Origin of the sequence: Leisingera coralii (assembly GCF_049056525.1) — a bacterium.
GTDB lineage: Bacteria > Pseudomonadota > Alphaproteobacteria > Rhodobacterales > Rhodobacteraceae > Leisingera > Leisingera coralii.
The window spans coordinates 52,107-67,097 of record NZ_JBHUPT010000001.1 but is presented as its reverse complement, the minus strand read 5'-3'; the positions used below and the strand labels follow the sequence as shown (position 1 = coordinate 67,097).

At 64.3% G+C, this 14,991-nt stretch carries 15 protein-coding genes; 6 read left to right on the top strand and 9 right to left on the bottom strand.

Annotated elements, in window-relative coordinates; translation table 11 throughout:
- Positions 1-56 precede the first annotated feature (56 nt).
- Complete coding sequence (locus tag ACFMBG_RS00315) at positions 57-758, bottom strand: winged helix-turn-helix domain-containing protein (RefSeq protein WP_421052744.1); 702 nt, start codon at positions 756-758, stop codon at positions 57-59.
- On the bottom strand, positions 730-1,023 hold the full coding sequence (locus tag ACFMBG_RS00310) for a hypothetical protein (RefSeq protein WP_421052743.1): 294 nt from the start codon (positions 1,021-1,023) through the stop codon (positions 730-732). The genes ACFMBG_RS00315 and ACFMBG_RS00310 overlap by 29 nt, the downstream gene beginning before the upstream one ends.
- A gap of 169 nt (positions 1,024-1,192) precedes the next feature.
- Here ACFMBG_RS00310 and ACFMBG_RS00305 point away from each other — a divergent pair, with 169 nt between their 5' ends.
- The 4 genes from ACFMBG_RS00305 (at position 1,193) to ACFMBG_RS00290 (ending at position 5,223) form a co-directional block, all read left to right on the top strand.
- Complete coding sequence (locus tag ACFMBG_RS00305) at positions 1,193-1,711, top strand: hypothetical protein (protein ID WP_421052742.1); 519 nt, start codon at positions 1,193-1,195, stop codon at positions 1,709-1,711.
- Positions 1,712-1,812: 101 nt separating this feature from the next.
- Positions 1,813-2,430 (top strand): ribonuclease HII, encoded by a 618-nt coding sequence (locus ACFMBG_RS00300; RefSeq protein WP_421052741.1) that lies wholly within the window; start codon positions 1,813-1,815, stop codon positions 2,428-2,430.
- 107 nt (positions 2,431-2,537) lie between these two features.
- Positions 2,538-3,641, top strand: a complete 1,104-nt coding sequence (locus tag ACFMBG_RS00295) for a site-specific DNA-methyltransferase (protein ID WP_027236023.1) — start codon at positions 2,538-2,540, stop codon at positions 3,639-3,641.
- A gap of 190 nt (positions 3,642-3,831) precedes the next feature.
- Positions 3,832-5,223 (top strand): adenylate/guanylate cyclase domain-containing protein, encoded by a 1,392-nt coding sequence (locus ACFMBG_RS00290; protein ID WP_421052740.1) that lies wholly within the window; start codon positions 3,832-3,834, stop codon positions 5,221-5,223.
- A gap of 3 nt (positions 5,224-5,226) precedes the next feature.
- On the opposite strand, the gene ACFMBG_RS00285 is transcribed toward ACFMBG_RS00290, so the two are convergent.
- Together ACFMBG_RS00285 and mutY are read right to left on the bottom strand one after the other, a co-directional pair.
- Positions 5,227-6,360 carry an alkane 1-monooxygenase gene (locus ACFMBG_RS00285; protein WP_421052739.1) on the bottom strand — a complete coding sequence of 378 codons (1,134 nt, stop codon included), beginning with the start codon at positions 6,358-6,360 and terminating at the stop codon, positions 5,227-5,229.
- Positions 6,361-6,444: 84 nt separating this feature from the next.
- A complete protein-coding gene (mutY, locus tag ACFMBG_RS00280; protein WP_421052738.1) occupies positions 6,445-7,509 on the bottom strand; it encodes an A/G-specific adenine glycosylase in 1,065 nt (354 codons plus the stop codon).
- 84 nt (positions 7,510-7,593) lie between these two features.
- On the opposite strand from mutY, the gene ACFMBG_RS00275 reads away from it, so the two are divergent.
- Both ACFMBG_RS00275 and ACFMBG_RS00270 read left to right on the top strand, forming a co-directional pair.
- Positions 7,594-8,121, top strand: a complete 528-nt coding sequence (locus ACFMBG_RS00275) for a DUF721 domain-containing protein (RefSeq protein WP_421052737.1) — start codon at positions 7,594-7,596, stop codon at positions 8,119-8,121.
- Entirely contained in the window at positions 8,118-8,789 is a 672-nt protein-coding gene (locus tag ACFMBG_RS00270; RefSeq protein WP_421052736.1) for a DsbA family protein, read from the top strand. The genes ACFMBG_RS00275 and ACFMBG_RS00270 overlap by 4 nt, the downstream gene beginning before the upstream one ends.
- A 91-nt stretch (positions 8,790-8,880) precedes the next feature.
- Here the strand turns inward: ACFMBG_RS00270 and lpxK are convergent, their stop codons facing one another.
- The 5 genes from lpxK to ACFMBG_RS00245 all read right to left on the bottom strand — a co-directional run bounded on the left by lpxK (position 8,881) and on the right by ACFMBG_RS00245 (position 14,958).
- The gene (gene lpxK, locus ACFMBG_RS00265; RefSeq protein WP_421052735.1) at positions 8,881-9,882 is read right to left on the bottom strand and encodes a tetraacyldisaccharide 4'-kinase; all 1,002 of its coding nucleotides are present in this window, start codon (positions 9,880-9,882) and stop codon (positions 8,881-8,883) included.
- Positions 9,869-11,062: a 3-deoxy-D-manno-octulosonic acid transferase gene (locus tag ACFMBG_RS00260; RefSeq protein WP_421052734.1), complete on the bottom strand. Its 1,194-nt coding sequence runs from the start codon at positions 11,060-11,062 to the stop codon at positions 9,869-9,871. Before ACFMBG_RS00260 ends, lpxK begins: the two co-directional genes overlap by 14 nt.
- Positions 11,063-11,175: 113 nt before the next feature.
- Positions 11,176-11,979: an inositol monophosphatase family protein gene (locus tag ACFMBG_RS00255; RefSeq protein WP_421052733.1), complete on the bottom strand. Its 804-nt coding sequence runs from the start codon at positions 11,977-11,979 to the stop codon at positions 11,176-11,178.
- Positions 11,966-13,312 (bottom strand): TldD/PmbA family protein, encoded by a 1,347-nt coding sequence (locus tag ACFMBG_RS00250; protein ID WP_421052732.1) that lies wholly within the window; start codon positions 13,310-13,312, stop codon positions 11,966-11,968. Before ACFMBG_RS00250 ends, ACFMBG_RS00255 begins: the two co-directional genes overlap by 14 nt.
- A gap of 122 nt (positions 13,313-13,434) precedes the next feature.
- A complete protein-coding gene (locus ACFMBG_RS00245; RefSeq protein ID WP_421052731.1) occupies positions 13,435-14,958 on the bottom strand; it encodes a DUF2125 domain-containing protein in 1,524 nt (507 codons plus the stop codon).
- Between the last annotated feature and the right edge of the window lie 33 nt (positions 14,959-14,991).

Here is a 14,991-nt window from a genome sequence, read left to right as displayed (position 1 = left end):
GCGGACCGGAATTCCAGAGCGGAACACATGATATTGAGCGAACCGGAGCCAGCAGGTCAGACCATGCGGATCACGTCCTTGCTGATGGCCAGCACGTAGCCGCGCTTGGCGATGTTCTTGACCAGCAGCTCACTGACCATCTGGTTGCCCAGCGTGTCCCGCAGCCGCTTGATCCGGGTGGCGCCGGCGGCCTCTTCGCAATCGGCCGAAGTGCGGCCTGAGATGACCGCCTCGATCTCGGCGCCCGACAGCACGTCGTCGTCCAGCCGGGCCTCGGCCAGGACCGCCAGGGTTTCCATCGCCGCGGGCGTCAGCTTGAACCCCATGTTGTTGAGGTAGACGGTGTTTTCATCGCGGCTGATCAGCAGCTCATTAACCTGAATGCCAGACCGTTCGATCTGCGCCATGCGGCGGTTCAGCATCACCAGCATTCCCAGCACGGCCAGCGCCGCGACCATCATCGCGGTGGCAAAGACCAGCAAAACAAAGATCACCATCCGGTAGCTGGTCAGCGTGTCCGCAAAGGCAGTGCCGGACTGGGCCAGGATTTCCAGCAGTTTGATTTCGGCCTGGGCGGTCAGGTCGTTTTCGACAAACAGCCGCTCAACGCGCGCGTTGAAGGCATTGGCATCCGGCAGGGTCAGCAGCAGCACCGTGCCGGCAACCGCCAGCAGCGCGACGATGGCGGCGATGCCAAAAGCGATCACCTTGCTGCCGGCCGCGCGGGCCTCAGAAACGGAGATAGTAGGATCCGGCATTGGCCCTCCTTTGCTGCAGGCCTTCGGGGCCGAAGACGGACAGGACATTCAGGAGCTTCCATCCATCGGACGCGATACGCGCCTGGATTTCGCTCCTGGCGGCCTTCTTCTGACAGGGGCCGGAGAGCTGGATCACGCCATAATGCAGGCGCAAGGGGTTGTCCTGCTTGGCCTTGTAGTCGGCATAGCATTCGGCGGCATGCGCCGGGGGGGAGAGCGCCAGAAGGGCGGCCGCAAGGGCGGCTATCAGGAGGTGCTGTTTCATGAGGGCATCCTGCGGTTCTGTGGTGTGAAATTCAATAACCGCAGGGGGTTGAGCAGGCTGTTATCCGATAACAAGGGGCCGATATTGCCTGTCCGGCAGGGGCGGGAGCAGGCTGGGGTCATCAAGGCGCATTGGCTGCGCGACAATCTATTTTGAGAAAGGTCCTGATATGACCCGGACACCCCGCCCGCAACCGCACCGCAAATTCATTGCTTTGATCGTAGCTGTAGCCATCGCCATCACCGGCTTTTCGGCGGCCCCCGCCCGCGCCGATGAAGACGTCGCAAAAATCCTCGGCGGCCTGGCGCTGCTGGGAATCCTTGGCGCTGCCATCAAGCATTCGAGAGATAAGGATGACCATGCGGTGACGCATAACTACACGCCGCCGCCCCACAACCATTCCCATGGCGGCCACAAGTACCGGGGCTACAACCGGCACGATGGCTATGTGAAACCGCTGCCGCCCCGGGTGCGCCGCTATGACCTGCCGTCCCATTGCCTGAAGTATTTCCCGCGCTACAGCCGCAACCACCCGCTGGTCGGCAAAGGCTGCCTGGAGCGCAGCTATGGCTACACAAAGGCCCTGCCGCAGTCCTGCCGGGTGACGTTCTGGAACGGCAAGCGCTATCGCACCGCCTACAAACCGGGCTGCCTCAACAGCCACGGTTACCGGCTGGTGCGGCGCTGAGCTGGCGTGCAGATTCGAGCAGCAGCAAACTGGGGGGCTTCGGCCCCCCTTTTTTTGCGGCTGCCCTTGCATAACCGGCAGGCATTGGCTTTGACGGGAGGATGACACAGCCCGATTACAGCCTTGAAGCCGCCGCCCTTGCGCAAGGGCACCTGAGGATTGCCGGAGTGGATGAGGTGGGCCGCGGGCCGCTGGCCGGGCCGGTGACGGCCGCGGCTGTTGTCCTGGATGCGGCCGCAATCCCCGAAGGCCTGAACGACTCCAAGAAACTGAGCCTGAAAAAGCGCGAGGCGCTGGAAGGCAAGATCCTGTCCTCCGCGCAGGCGGCCATTGCCCACGCAACGGTGGAAGAGATTGATTCCCTGAATATTTTGCGCGCCTCCCACCTGGCGATGGAGCGTGCGGTCGCGGCGCTGGACCCGGCGCCGGATTACCTGCTGATCGACGGCAACCTGATCCCCAAGGGGCTGACCTTGCCCTGCGAAGCGGTCGTCAAAGGCGATGCCAAATCCCTGTCGATTGCTGCGGCGTCGATCATCGCCAAACTGGCACGCGACCGGATCATGGTGGATTTGGCGCAACAGTTCCCGGGATATGGCTGGGAGAAAAATGCAGGCTATCCCTCGAAACAGCACCGCGAGGCGCTAGTTCAGCTGGGTGTGACCCCACATCATCGGCGCTCGTTTAAGCCGGTACACAATATCTTGTATCAAGAGTGAACCGTAGCGCGTTGTTATAATAAACAAATTGACCTCGAATCCGCGATGACTCATCCTGTGGACAACCTAATGAGCGCAAAAATGCGCCGCGGTTATGAGGCAGAGCAATGAATAAAACCATGACAAAGGGCGCGGCAGCGCTCCCTTTAAACACGATTATTGGCGGGGACTGCGTCGAAGCAATGAACAGTCTGCCGGCCAATTCGGTCGATCTGATCTTTGCGGATCCGCCGTATAACCTGCAGCTGAAAGGCCAGCTGCACCGTCCCGACAACTCCAAAGTCGATGCCGTGGACGATCACTGGGACCAGTTCTCCAGCTTCCAGGCCTATGACCAGTTCACCCGCGAGTGGCTGAAGGCGGCGCGCCGGGTGCTGAAACCGAACGGCTCGATCTGGGTGATCGGCTCGTACCACAATATCTTCCGTGTCGGCGCCGTGCTGCAGGACGAAGGCTATTGGGTGCTGAACGACGTGATCTGGCGCAAGTCGAACCCGATGCCGAACTTCCGCGGCAAGCGGTTCACCAACGCGCATGAGACGATGATCTGGGCATCGAAGTCGGAAGGCGCGAAATACACCTTCAACTATGAGGCGCTGAAGGCGCTGAACGAAGGCATCCAGATGCGCAGCGACTGGGTGCTGCCGATCTGCACCGGCCATGAGCGGATCAAGGACGAGAACGGCGACAAGGCGCATCCGACCCAGAAGCCGGAATCGCTGCTGCACCGGATCCTGGTTGGCGCGACCAACCCGGGCGACGTGGTGCTGGACCCGTTCTTTGGCACCGGCACCACCGGCGCGGTGGCCAAGATGCTGGGGCGCGAATTCATCGGCATCGAGCGTGAGGAAGCCTACCGCAAGGTGGCAGAGAAGCGGATCAAGGCGGTGCGCAAGTTCGACCGCGAGGCGCTGGAGGTTTCCGCCAGCAAACGCGCGGCGCCGCGGGTGCCGTTCGGCCAGCTGGTGGAGCGCGGCATGCTGCGCCCGGGCGAAGAGCTTTACTCGATGAACCGCCGCCACAAGGCCAAGGTGCGTGCTGACGGCACGCTGATCGGCGACAACATCAAGGGCTCGATCCATCAGGTGGGCGCGCATCTGGAAAACGCGCCGTCCTGCAACGGCTGGACCTACTGGTGCTTCAAGCGCGACGGCAAGACGGTGCCGATCGACGTGCTGCGCCAGCAGATCCGGGCCGAGATGCAGAACTGACGGTCACGGTTTCAGAACACAACAGTCTATTGCAGGTGCCTGTGCTTTTGCGCAGGCGCACACCTTGCCCCGCCTGTCCAAGGCGGGGTTTTTTGCGCCGGTGCGGTCCAATGCGCTATTCCCTGTGCATTGCGGGGCATTTATCTGAAGTGCCGGCGCTGCAGCAGCCAGCGGGCAGGAGGGAAAGCCGATGACCGATACCGCGTTTGCGTCTGGAACCAGCGCCGCCAAGGCGGCGGAAACCGGCAGCTTGCAGCAGGTCTCGCCTGCGGAAAGCCGATTCGCGGAAGCGGCGCTGGATGAGCACAAGCGGCGCGGGCTGCAGCTTGCGGTGCGGGCGCGCTGGATCGCGCTGCCCATCATCGCGGTCTTCATCGTTTTCCTGAACCCGGTCTGGAGCGTGCTCTATTACCACGGCATTCTTGCGCTGTTGTGCCTCAATGGCTGGTTTATCAGCCGGGCGGGCAAGGTCGGCAGGTCGCGTCTGGAGCTGTTCCTGATCTTCCTCGACCTCCTCATCATGACCTACGGGATGGTCGCTCCCAATCCGTTTGACAGCCGCGGCCTGCCGGTGGCCATGCAGTACCGGTTCGACAACTTTCAGTATTTCTTTGTCATCCTTGCGGCTGGCACCATGGCGTATTCCTGGCGCACGGTGATTGCTATCGGCACATGGACGGCAGCGATGTGGCTGAGCGCGCTGGCCCTTGCCTGGTGGTTCTCCAGCCCGGTTCCGGGCGTTTCGGAAGCGGTGAACGCGGCCCTTGGCTTCAGTCCGAAGCTGGCACAGTTTTTCGACCCCAACAGTTTCGTGGTCCAGTTGCGGGTGCAGGAGGCGGTGGTCTTTGTGCTGGTGGCGGTGACGCTGGGGTTCTCGGTGCGCCGGTTCAACGGGCTGCTGAGGAGCAATGCCAGCCTGACCCGGGAGCGGGCCAACCTGTCGCGCTACTTCTCGCCCAATGTGGTCGAGCAGCTGTCGCAGAACGACGAGCCGCTGAAACAGGTCCGCAGCCAGAACGTGGCGGTGCTGTTCATCGATATCGTCGGCTTTACCCGGCTGTCGGCGGGGCTGGACCCGCGGGCGGTGATTGACTTGCTGCGGGAATTTCACGGCCGGATGGAGCGCGAGGTGTTCCGCCATCACGGCACGCTGGACAAATACCTGGGCGACGGGCTGATGGCGACTTTCGGCACGCCGGTAGCGGGTCAGCAGGATGCCGGCAATGCGCTGGCCTGTGCCCATGCCATGCGGGCGTCGCTGGAGCAATGGAACCGGGAGCGCGCGAAACAGGGCAAGCCCGAGATCCGGGCCGGGATCGGTATACACTACGGCGAGGCGCTGCTGGGCGACATCGGTGCCAACCGCCTGGAATACGCAGTGATCGGCATGACGGTGAATGTTGCCGCACGGCTGGAGAGCCTGACCCGCAAGCTGCAGGCCAGGATCGTGATCAGCGAAACGATGGCGGAGCAGGTCAAGGCGGAACAGGCGGGGCTGGACCTGCTGGAGGGCTGCACCCGGCACCCCGGGCAAGAGGTGCGCGGGCTGGATGAGCCGATGACCGTGCTGGCCTGGGACTGAGCCTTACCTTGGCTGCGGGTTCTGCGCCTTGTTATAGGCGTGCCAGTCGGTGATTTCGGGATAGTACCGCTGCCGCCAGCGGCGGACCCGCGGGTTCATCACCCGCCGCCACAGGGGCGGGATCATCGCGGCGATGGTCATCACCGGGTAGCCATAAGGCAGCTGCGGCGCGTCGGCCTCGGTGTAGTTCTGCAGCAGCGGAAAGCGGCGGTTCGGCTTGTAATGGTGATCGGAGTGGCGCTGCAGATTGATCAGCAGCCAGTTCGACGCCTTGTGCGCCGCATTCCAGGAGTGCCGCGGCTGGACGGGCTCATACTTGCCGTCGCCCAGGTGTTTGCGGGTCAGCCCGTAATGCTCGACATAGTTGACCACCTCGAGCTGCCAGATGGCGGTGCCGGCCTGCACCAGGAACAACAGCACGCCGCTTACGCCGCCCAGCAGCAGCGCCAGCAGCACCATGGCCGCCTGCAGTGCCCAATAGCGGAAGAACGGATTGGAGCGGTCGGTCCAGGGGCGGTTCTTTTTCGCCAGCTTCTCCTTTTCGGCGCGGAAGGCAGAGTGCCAGCATTGCCGCAGCACCCGCGGATAGAAGCGGTGGAAGCCTTCGTTGTAGCGCGCGGTGACCGGATCCCGCGGGGTGCCGACATAGCGGTGATGCACCAGCAGGTGCTCGGACCGGAAATGGGAGTAGAGCACCATTGCCAGAAGGATATCCCCCAGCCAGCGCTCAACCCGGCTGGACTGGTGCATCAGCTCGTGACTGTAGGTGATGCCGACGGCGCCGGTCACCACGCCAACGCCAAAGAACGCGGCGAATTTCTCGAAACCGTTCAGGTGCTCGGCGTCGCTCACGTACCAGATCAGCCCGAACAGCGTTATGAATTGCAGCGGCACCCAGGCCGCGGTCAGCGCCTTGTACCATTTCAAGTCGCTGTCCGGCGTTTCGGGGTCGGCGTCTTCCAGATTGAGCCCGAACATTCCGTCCAGCACCGCAAACAGATGCCAGGTCACCAGCGGCGGCAGCAGCAGCGCCCAGCCGCCCTGCAGAGCGGCAATCCAGACCAGCGGCAGCAGCAGAAAGGACATCCAGAACGGCAGGGCGCTTTGCCAGCGGGCAAGGGTTTCGGGGGCAATCATGCCAGTGTCTCCCAATCAGTCAGCGCGCGTCTTGGCCGACCCTAGGCGCAAAGATCTGAAAACCCAAGAGGGGCGCAGCGTGACCTAGCTCCCCTTGTGCAGATCGAAGGCTTTGCGCATCACCGTGGGCAGGCTGGAGGGGCGGAACCCGTGCCGCGGGATGAGTTCTTGCGCGGGGCCAGGGTTGAACCCTTCGGGCAGTTCCGCCGTCATCACCTGCAGGATCAGGTGGAAATGGGTGAAGGTGTGGCGCACCTCGCCGCCCAGATCCTGCCAGTCCGCTGCAAAAGGGGGATTGGGGGCAGGTGCCTCATTCCACTCCGATCCGGGCCAGCCCAGCATGCCGCCCAGCAGCCCCTTGTCCGGGCGCCGTTCCAGCAGCCAGGTGCCCTCCGCGGACTTGGCCAGGTAAACGATGCCGTACCTGGTGGGTTTTGGCTTTTTGGGTGCTTTCTTGGGCAGCTCGGCGGCGGTGCCCGCGACCCGCGCCGCGCAGGGTGTGCGCCAGGGGCAGATGCCGCAGACCGGGCTGCGGGGGGTGCATATGGTGGCCCCCAGATCCATCACCGCCTGAGCATAATCGCCGGGCCGCTGGGCCGGAGTCAGCTCCGCTGCGCGCTCCTTGAGGACGGGTTTCACGTCAGGCAGGGGATCGTGGATGTCATGCAGCCGGGCCATAACCCGTTCGACATTGCCGTCCAGCACGGTCTCGGGCCGGTCAAAGGCGATCGAGGCGATGGCGGCGGCGGTATAGGGGCCGATACCGGGCAGCTTGAGCAACCCCTCATAACGGTCCGGGAAAATACCCTCTAGCTCACTGGCCACCGCTCGGGCGCATTTCAGCAGGTTGCGGGCGCGGGCGTAATAGCCGAGGCCCGCCCATTCGCTCATCACGTCGGCGTCCTCTGCCGCGGCCAGATCCAGCACCGTCGGCCAGCGGCTGGTGAAGCGCAGGAAATACTCCCGCACCGCGGCCACGGTGGTCTGCTGCAGCATCACCTCGCTGAGCCAGACCTTGTAAGGGTCGGGGCGAATGCCGGCCGCGCGCTCTGCCGGGCTGACGCGCCAGGGCATTTCGCGGGCATGCACATCGTACCAGGCCAGCAGCTCTCCGCTCATCACCCCTGCATTGCTGTTCAAGTCACGCATTCGTTATTCCTTGGCTTGCGGTTGGGCTGGCGCCTGTACCCGGGCTCTTTACAATAGGGTACGCAGTCGAGCAAAAGCTAGATCATGGCATTCAGGCGCAGCACCACACGCGGGTTCGCACGAACCTCCAAGCTCCTCAACGAGCAGATCCGCAAGGCGGGGGAAAGCCGGGGATTCGCGGTGTCCCGGCTGCTGACCCATTGGGAAGAGATCGCAGGCCCGGACATTGCCGCCATGGCGCGGCCTGTGAACGTTGGTTACGGCCGCGGTTCCTTTGGCGCCACGCTGACAGTGCTGACGACCGGGGCCAATGCGCCGATGCTGGAGATGCAGAAGGAGCGCCTGCGCGAGAGGGTGAATGCGGTCTACGGCTTCAACGCCATCTCCAAGGTGCGGATCACGCAAACGGCACCGACGGGATTTTCCGACGGCCGCGTGGAATTCAAATATGCCCCCAAGGTGCAAGCGCCGCTGCAGCCGGACCCGCAGGATGCTGCGGAGGCCAGCAAGGCAGCCGAAGGGGTGCAAAACGACGATCTGCGCGCCGCCCTGGAACGCCTGGGGCGCAATGTGCTGACAAAACAGAAAACGCAAGGAAAGGGGTTCAAATGACCCGTCTCATGTCAGGTGTGTTTGCCGCTGTTGCGGTGGTTGCGGGCGGTTATGCCCTGTCCGGTTTCAACAGCCAGAGCAATCTGCCGGAAAACCCGATGGTCGGCGCCGCCTTTGCGCAAGAGGCCGAAGTGGACACCTCGACCGTCACCGAGATGACCCTTGGGGCGGAGGATGCGCCGGTCACGCTGATCGAATACGCGTCTTATACCTGCCCGCATTGCGCCAATTTCCACAACACGGTCTTCAAGCAGCTGAAGGAAGACTATATCGACACCGGCAAGGTGAAGTTCATCTACCGGGAGGTCTATTTCGACCGCTACGGGCTGTGGGCGTCGATGATTGCGCGTTGCAACGGGCCGGAGAAGTTCTTTGGCATTTCCGACCTGATCTACAAGGGCCAGTCGGAGTGGGCGCGGGCCGGCGGAGCATCGGAGATCGTTGATGAGCTGCGCAAGATCGGCCGCCTTGCGGGGCTGGAGAACGAGCAGCTGGAAGCCTGCCTGCAGGATGGCGCCAAGGCGCAAACCCTGGTGACCTGGTACCAGGAGAACGCCACCGAACACGGGATCGAATCGACCCCGTCCTTCATCCTGAACGGCGAGAAGATCTCGAACCAGTCGTATGAAGAGTTCAAGAAGCTGCTCGACGCTGAGCTGGAAGGCTGAGAACAAGCTTCACCGCAAAGATTGAAAGCCCGGGCCATGTGCCCGGGCTTTTGCCTTTCTAGGGGGCTGATGTGCGCCCCGGGGCGGGCAGTCAGGGCGCGGGCGCAACTTTCTTCAGCATGTCTTTCAAAGTGTCCTCCCCGGCGACCTGCAGTCTAACCGGCAGGGTGATAACCTTGCGGCGGAAGCTGTCGGGCAGGCGGACGGCATCCTTTTCGGTGGTGACCAGCTGGGCGCCTCGCAGCTTGGCCTCATTCTCCAGCCGGTTCAGCAGCGCCGGGGTCAGCGGCTGATGATCATCCAGCGCTTCAGCCCGGGCGATATCAGCCCCGAGGCTGCGCAGGGTGTTGAAAAACTTCTGCGGATGGCCGATGCCGGCGAAGGCCAGCACGCGGGTGCCGTTCCAGGGCATTCCGGTTTGCAAAGGCTCCAGCGCGCCGGTGAAATGCGGCAGGCCCTGCAGCTGGCTGCCCCAAGCGGCGGCAAATGCCTTCTGTGCAGCTTCTGCGCCAATTGAGAGCACAACGTCGGCGCGTTTCAATCCGGTTGCCACCGGCTCACGCAAGGGACCGGCCGGCAGGCAGCGGCCGTTGCCGAACCCATGCTGTGCATCCACCACGATCAGCGACAGGTCCTTGGCCACGGACGGGTTTTGAAAGCCGTCATCCAGAATGATGACCGTGGCCCCCGCTGCGGCGGCGGCACGGGCGCCTGCAGCGCGGTCCTTGGCAACCCAGACTTCGCCAAAGGCGGCCAGCAGCAGCGGCTCATCGCCCGTCTGCGCGGCCTCATGCTTGCCGGGAAACACCTGCACCGGCCCTTCCAGCGTGCCGCCGTAGCCGCGGGTCACCACATGCGGCTCATGCCCCTGGCTGCGCAGGGTGTCCAGCAGCCAGATCACCGTGGGCGTCTTGCCGGTGCCGCCGGCGTTCAGATTGCCGACGCAGATCACCGGCACGCCGGGTGCGGCGGGGCTGCCCTTGGCGACCCGTGAAGCCGTGGCGCGGGCATAGGCCCAGCCGAGCGGCGCAAGCAAGACCGCCCGCAGATCGAATTCGCCCGGCGGCTTGTGCCAGAAATCAGGTGCCCGCATGGGAATCCTCGCGCCGGTCCAGCAGATCCTGGACCTTTTCCAGAAGTGTGTCGGTTGTGGCCGCGCTTTCGGTCACGCTTTGCCAGCCGGCCAGGGCCATTTCAGCCGCCTTGTCCGGAGCCGACATCGCGACCACAGCGTCGGTCATTTCCGCCTGCGTGCGTGCGACCTGGGCAGCACCGGCCTTAGCCAGGCGCTCGTACAGGTCGCGGTGTGCATGGATGCCAGGCCCGTGCAGCAGGGCCGACCCCAAGGCGGCGGCATCCAAGGGGGATTGGCCCTGGGCCGCGGGATCCAGGCTGCTGGCAATAAACGCAACCGGGGACAGCCGGTACCAGAGGCCCAGATCCTCGCCGCCGGTCAGCAGCACTTGGGTGAAATCCTCCGGCTCGCCCCCGGTTTCCCAATCGGCAAAGGACAGCCCGCTGTCCTGGAGCAGGCCGCGGGCGGCGTCCAGGTCCGCATAGTCATCCAGCGCAATCACCAGCAAAAGCCGGTGCAGCAGCCGCAGCGCGCCCCGATGGGCCTCCAGGATGCCGGGCAGCTCGCTGAGTTTGATATGGGCCGCCAGCCACACCGGGCGGCTGCCCAGGGTCTGCTGCATGGCAGCCAGTTCATCGTCATTGCAGCCCGGGGGAATTGCCGAAACCCGCAGCTTGCCGGCCATCTCCACCCGTTCTGCCGGGAAGCCCGCGCGGATCAGCCGCGCCTGAACCGCCTTGGACGGGGTCATGATGCAGGTAAGCCCATCCAGCAGCCGCCTCCGGTGGTCCGGCAGCCAGCGGCTGGCCCGGTTCGGGACTTCATCTTCCAGCAGGTCGGCCAGCAGCACCCCGGTGCCCCGCTCGCGCAGCTGCCGCAGCATCACCCGCCGGGCGGGAGTGCCGGTCCAGATACAGGCATCCGGCTGCCAGTGATTGAGAAAGTCCCGCGCTTCCGCCAGGGTGTCTTCCGCCAGCGGACCGACGGGAATATCGCAGCCGACAGTGCCGGTCAGCCGCAGGTCCGGTTCCCAGCTGGCGAGCACCGACAGGTCCGGGCGCAGGTTCTTGAGGCGGCGGCCGATGTCGCACAGAGCCAGGTAGCGCTCAGGCGTTGTTGCATGCACCCACAGCAGCTCGCCCTTGGGACGGGGCTGCAGCACGGATTGGCGGCTGGGAGCTGTGGTTCGCCGTTGCATCTGGTTCGATCTGAAATTTCCGGCCCAAGGTATCGGCAACATGCGGGTTTGTCTGTGAAAAACTTGTATCTTCTGCAGCCGCGGCTGCTATCGCCGCATAAGGCCGGGCAAGATCAATGTCCAGCGATGCCGGGGCTGTCCGGGTCCAGCGCGCTCAGCAGCGTCCGGTGCAGGGCGCTGCCGCCGGCAACCACCCCGTTCAGGCGCGGGTGCGGATTGTTGAAGCGCAAGGGGTTTCCGGCCCTGTCGGTGATGGTGCCGCCGGCCTCCCGCAGCAGCAGGTCGCCTGCGGCAATGTCCCATTCCCAGCTGGGCCGGAGCGTCAGCATGGCACCGAACCTGCCATCCGCGACTTTGGCCAGGCGGTAGGCCAGCGACGGGCGGTAGCTGCGGATGAACGCGGGCGGGGTACCGCCCAGCCAGTGATGCGCTTGCAGGTTGGGCTTGGCGGCCAGCACTTCGGTGTTTGTCAGATCCGAAGCGGTAGAGACCTGAATCGGGACACCATTGCAGGCGGCGCCGCGGCCCTTGGCGGCGGTGTACATCAGATCCCGCTGCGGCAGGTAGATCACCGCCGCCGTCACCACGCCGTTTTCCGCGACGGCGATGGAATGCGCCCAGGTGCGGGAGCCTTCGGCAAAGCTGCGGGTGCCGTCGATCGGGTCGATGATGAACACCCGCTCCCGCGACAGCCGCGCGGCGCTGTCCTCGGTTTCCTCCGACAGCCAGCCGTAACCGGGCCGCGCCTTTTGCAGCATGTCTTCGAGCATCGCATTCACGGCCAGGTCTGCTTCGGTCACCGGGCCTGCACCGCCCGGCTTGTCCCAGCTTTTGGCTTCGGGACCTGTGAAGCGGCATGCGATGTCTCCGGCCAGTTCCGCCGCTTTTACAAGCAGGGAAAGGTCAGTTGCCGGCAAGTGTCATCCCCTCGACCAGCAGCGACGGCACCACGGTGGACAGGTGCTGTCGCGCGTCATTGGCGGGCACGATACGGCGCAGCATGTCGTGCAGGTTGCCCGCGATGGTGCATTCGTTCACCGGATAGGCGATTTCGCCGTTTTCCACCCAGAAGCCGGATGCGCCGCGGGAATAGTCGCCGGTGTTCGGATTGATGGTGGAGCCGATCATCGAGGTGACCAGCAGGCCGGTGCCCATCTGTGCGATCAGGTCTTCGCGGCTGGCCTCGCCCTGGGTCAGCGCGATGTTCCAGGTCGAGGGTGAGGGCACCCCGCCGATGCCGCGGGCGGCGTTGCCGGTGCTTTCCAGCCCCAGCTTGCGTGCGGAGGCAAGGTCCAGTGTCCAGCCGGTCAGCATACCGTTGTCCACCACGGTGCGGCGGCGGGTCGGCAGCCCCTCGCCGTCAAAGGGGCGGGAGCCGGAAATGCGCGGGCGGTGCGGGTCCTCGATGACCGAGAGCGTTTCGGGCAGCACCTGCTGACCCAGCGAATCCTTCAGCCAGGAGGAGCCGCGGGCAATTGCAGCGCCATTGGCGGCAGACAGCAGATGCCCGATCAGCGAGGAGGAGATGCGTTCGTCAAACAGCACCGGGAAGCTGCCGGTCTTGGGCTTGCGCGCCCCCAGCCGGGCAACGGCCCGTTCGCCTGCGGTCTGGCCGATGTCCTGAGCGCTGCGCAGATCGGCCTGGAAGGTGCGCGAGTCGCCATCGTGGTCCCGCTCCATGCCGGTGCCGGTGCCCGCGATCCCGGTGCAGGACAGCGACCGGCCGGTGCGCTGGTAGCCGCCGGAAAAACCGTTGGTGGCAGCCATATGAACCGCGTGACGGCCATAGCCCGCGGCGGCGGACTGCACTTGGGTGATGCCGCCGATTTCCTGGCAGGCGGCCTCGGCGGCCAGGGCATCCGCCTGCAGCGCAGCCGGTTCCGGCTCGCCGCTGGGGTCTTCCAGCTCCAGCGCGGCCAGGTCCCAGTTTTGGGCCAGCTGCGACGGATCTGCGAGGCCGGCATAGGGATCCTCAGGCGCTTCCTTGGCCATCGCCACGGCGCGTTCGGCCATCGCGGCAATGGTTTCCGGGCGCATGTCCGACGACGACACCAGCGCCTGCCGCTTGCCCACAAACACCCGCAGGCCCAGGTCCGTGCCCTCGGAGCGTTCCGCGTGCTCCAGCTTGCCCTCGCGCACTTCGATGCTGAGGGAGCTGCCCTCGGCAGCCATGGCATCAGCGGCATCCGCGCCAGCCTTGCGGGCGGCATCGATCAGGGCGTGGCAAAGCGCTTCGGGGGACTGGGTCATGGGCACCTTCTGTTCTGCTCTATAAAAGAGCTATCCAGTGAGGCGGCTTGCCGCAAGTGCGGGCTGCAAAAAAGGGGCCGCGCATGGCAGCCCCCTTAAGTAACGCGTCAGGGAATTGACGGTTATTTGATACGCTGGCCGTTGGCGTGGATCTGGCCGTCCTCGGAGATTTCGATCTTCGAAGTCAGGGTGTCCTCACCCTCGCCCGGCACTGCCAGCATGCCCATCATCATCCGCGCGCCCATGGCGTCGTTGTCAGACATCAGGCCCATCTGGATCAGCTTGTCGATCAAGGTGTTGGCGCCGGTCAGCTTGAGGTTGGCCTCACCCGAGGGGGCCGGCATGCCGTCAAAGCTGGTCAGGTCCTCGTTGTTGAAGGTGAAATCGCCGGTGCCGGTCAGCTCGGCGCCGGCAGCGGAGACCTGCAGCTGCTTCACGGTCAGCGCGTTCAGTTCGCCGGGCTGGGCCTCGCCTGCTTCCACCGATTCCATTGCTTCCGGGTCGAACATGTCGAACAGCACCTTGCCCTTGCCGACCAGATCCAGAACCACGGTGGCCGGATCGTGCGGCAGCTGGCCGGTCGGATCGACCATGCCCCACAGCATTTCCGGAACCGCAAAGTCGCGCAGGGTAACGCCCAGGGCGAAATCCTGCTCTTCCTCGGACTTGGCAAGCGGCATCATCAGCTTGAACCCGGTCTCCGCCATGCTGAGCGCCAGCGGGAAGGGGATCTCGGACCCGGTGATGTTCACGTTGGTGCCGGTCTGCGACACGTCATAGGTCAGGTGCTGCTTGTCCATCGCCACGGCGATCGAGCCGCCCTGGGAGCTGCTCTCCATGGCAAAGCTTTCGCTGCCGTCGACGCCGGAAATGGACCCGTTGCCGCCGGTGAAGGTAAAGGTGCCGTCAAAGGCAAAACCGGCTTCCAGCAGCGCTGCCATGTCGGGGCCTTCGAGGCCGGAGGGAACCGTGCTGGTGCCCTTGAAGCTGAGCCCCTGCAGCGCGCCCTTGAAGGAGCCGGTGCCGTTGCTCTCCGGGTCGTTGAAACCCATGTCGTAGCTGAGGCTGGAGGCGGAGAGCGACTGTTTGTAGCTGCGCGAGTCCGCGATCGTCATATCGGTTTTGGTGGTCACGTCGTTCAGGGTGACCAGCACACTCGCCACGCCCTCCGGCACGGCCTCGCCATCGGCGGTCAGCTCATCCAGTGTCATGGTGACCTTGGAGGAGCGGTAATCATAGCTCATGCTTTCGGCATCGCCGGCCACCTTCATCGGGGTGCCGTCATGGGCGTAGATCAGCTTGCCCGAGAAAGTCTCGCCGTCGCCCGAGAACTCAAACCCCATCGGAAATTCCGCGGGCAGCAGCACGTTGACGGTGCCATCGCCGTTTTCCACGAACTGGATTTCCGGGAAGCTCACGGTACCGGAGCCGTCCTCTTCGGGGATCGGCATGACCATCGATACATCGGAGACGGTCAGGGTGCTGCCGGAAACAGATTCAGTGCCGGACACGGTATAGCCGGTGCTGGTCAGATAGGCCTTCCAGTCGGCCCAGACATCCTGAGCGCTGAGATCGGCCAGGGCGCCCTGGGCTGAAACAACCAAAATTGCCGCTGCGGCACCGCCGCGCGCAAAAAATCGGGACATTAGAGAACCTTTCTCTGTGAGATAATTGAAATC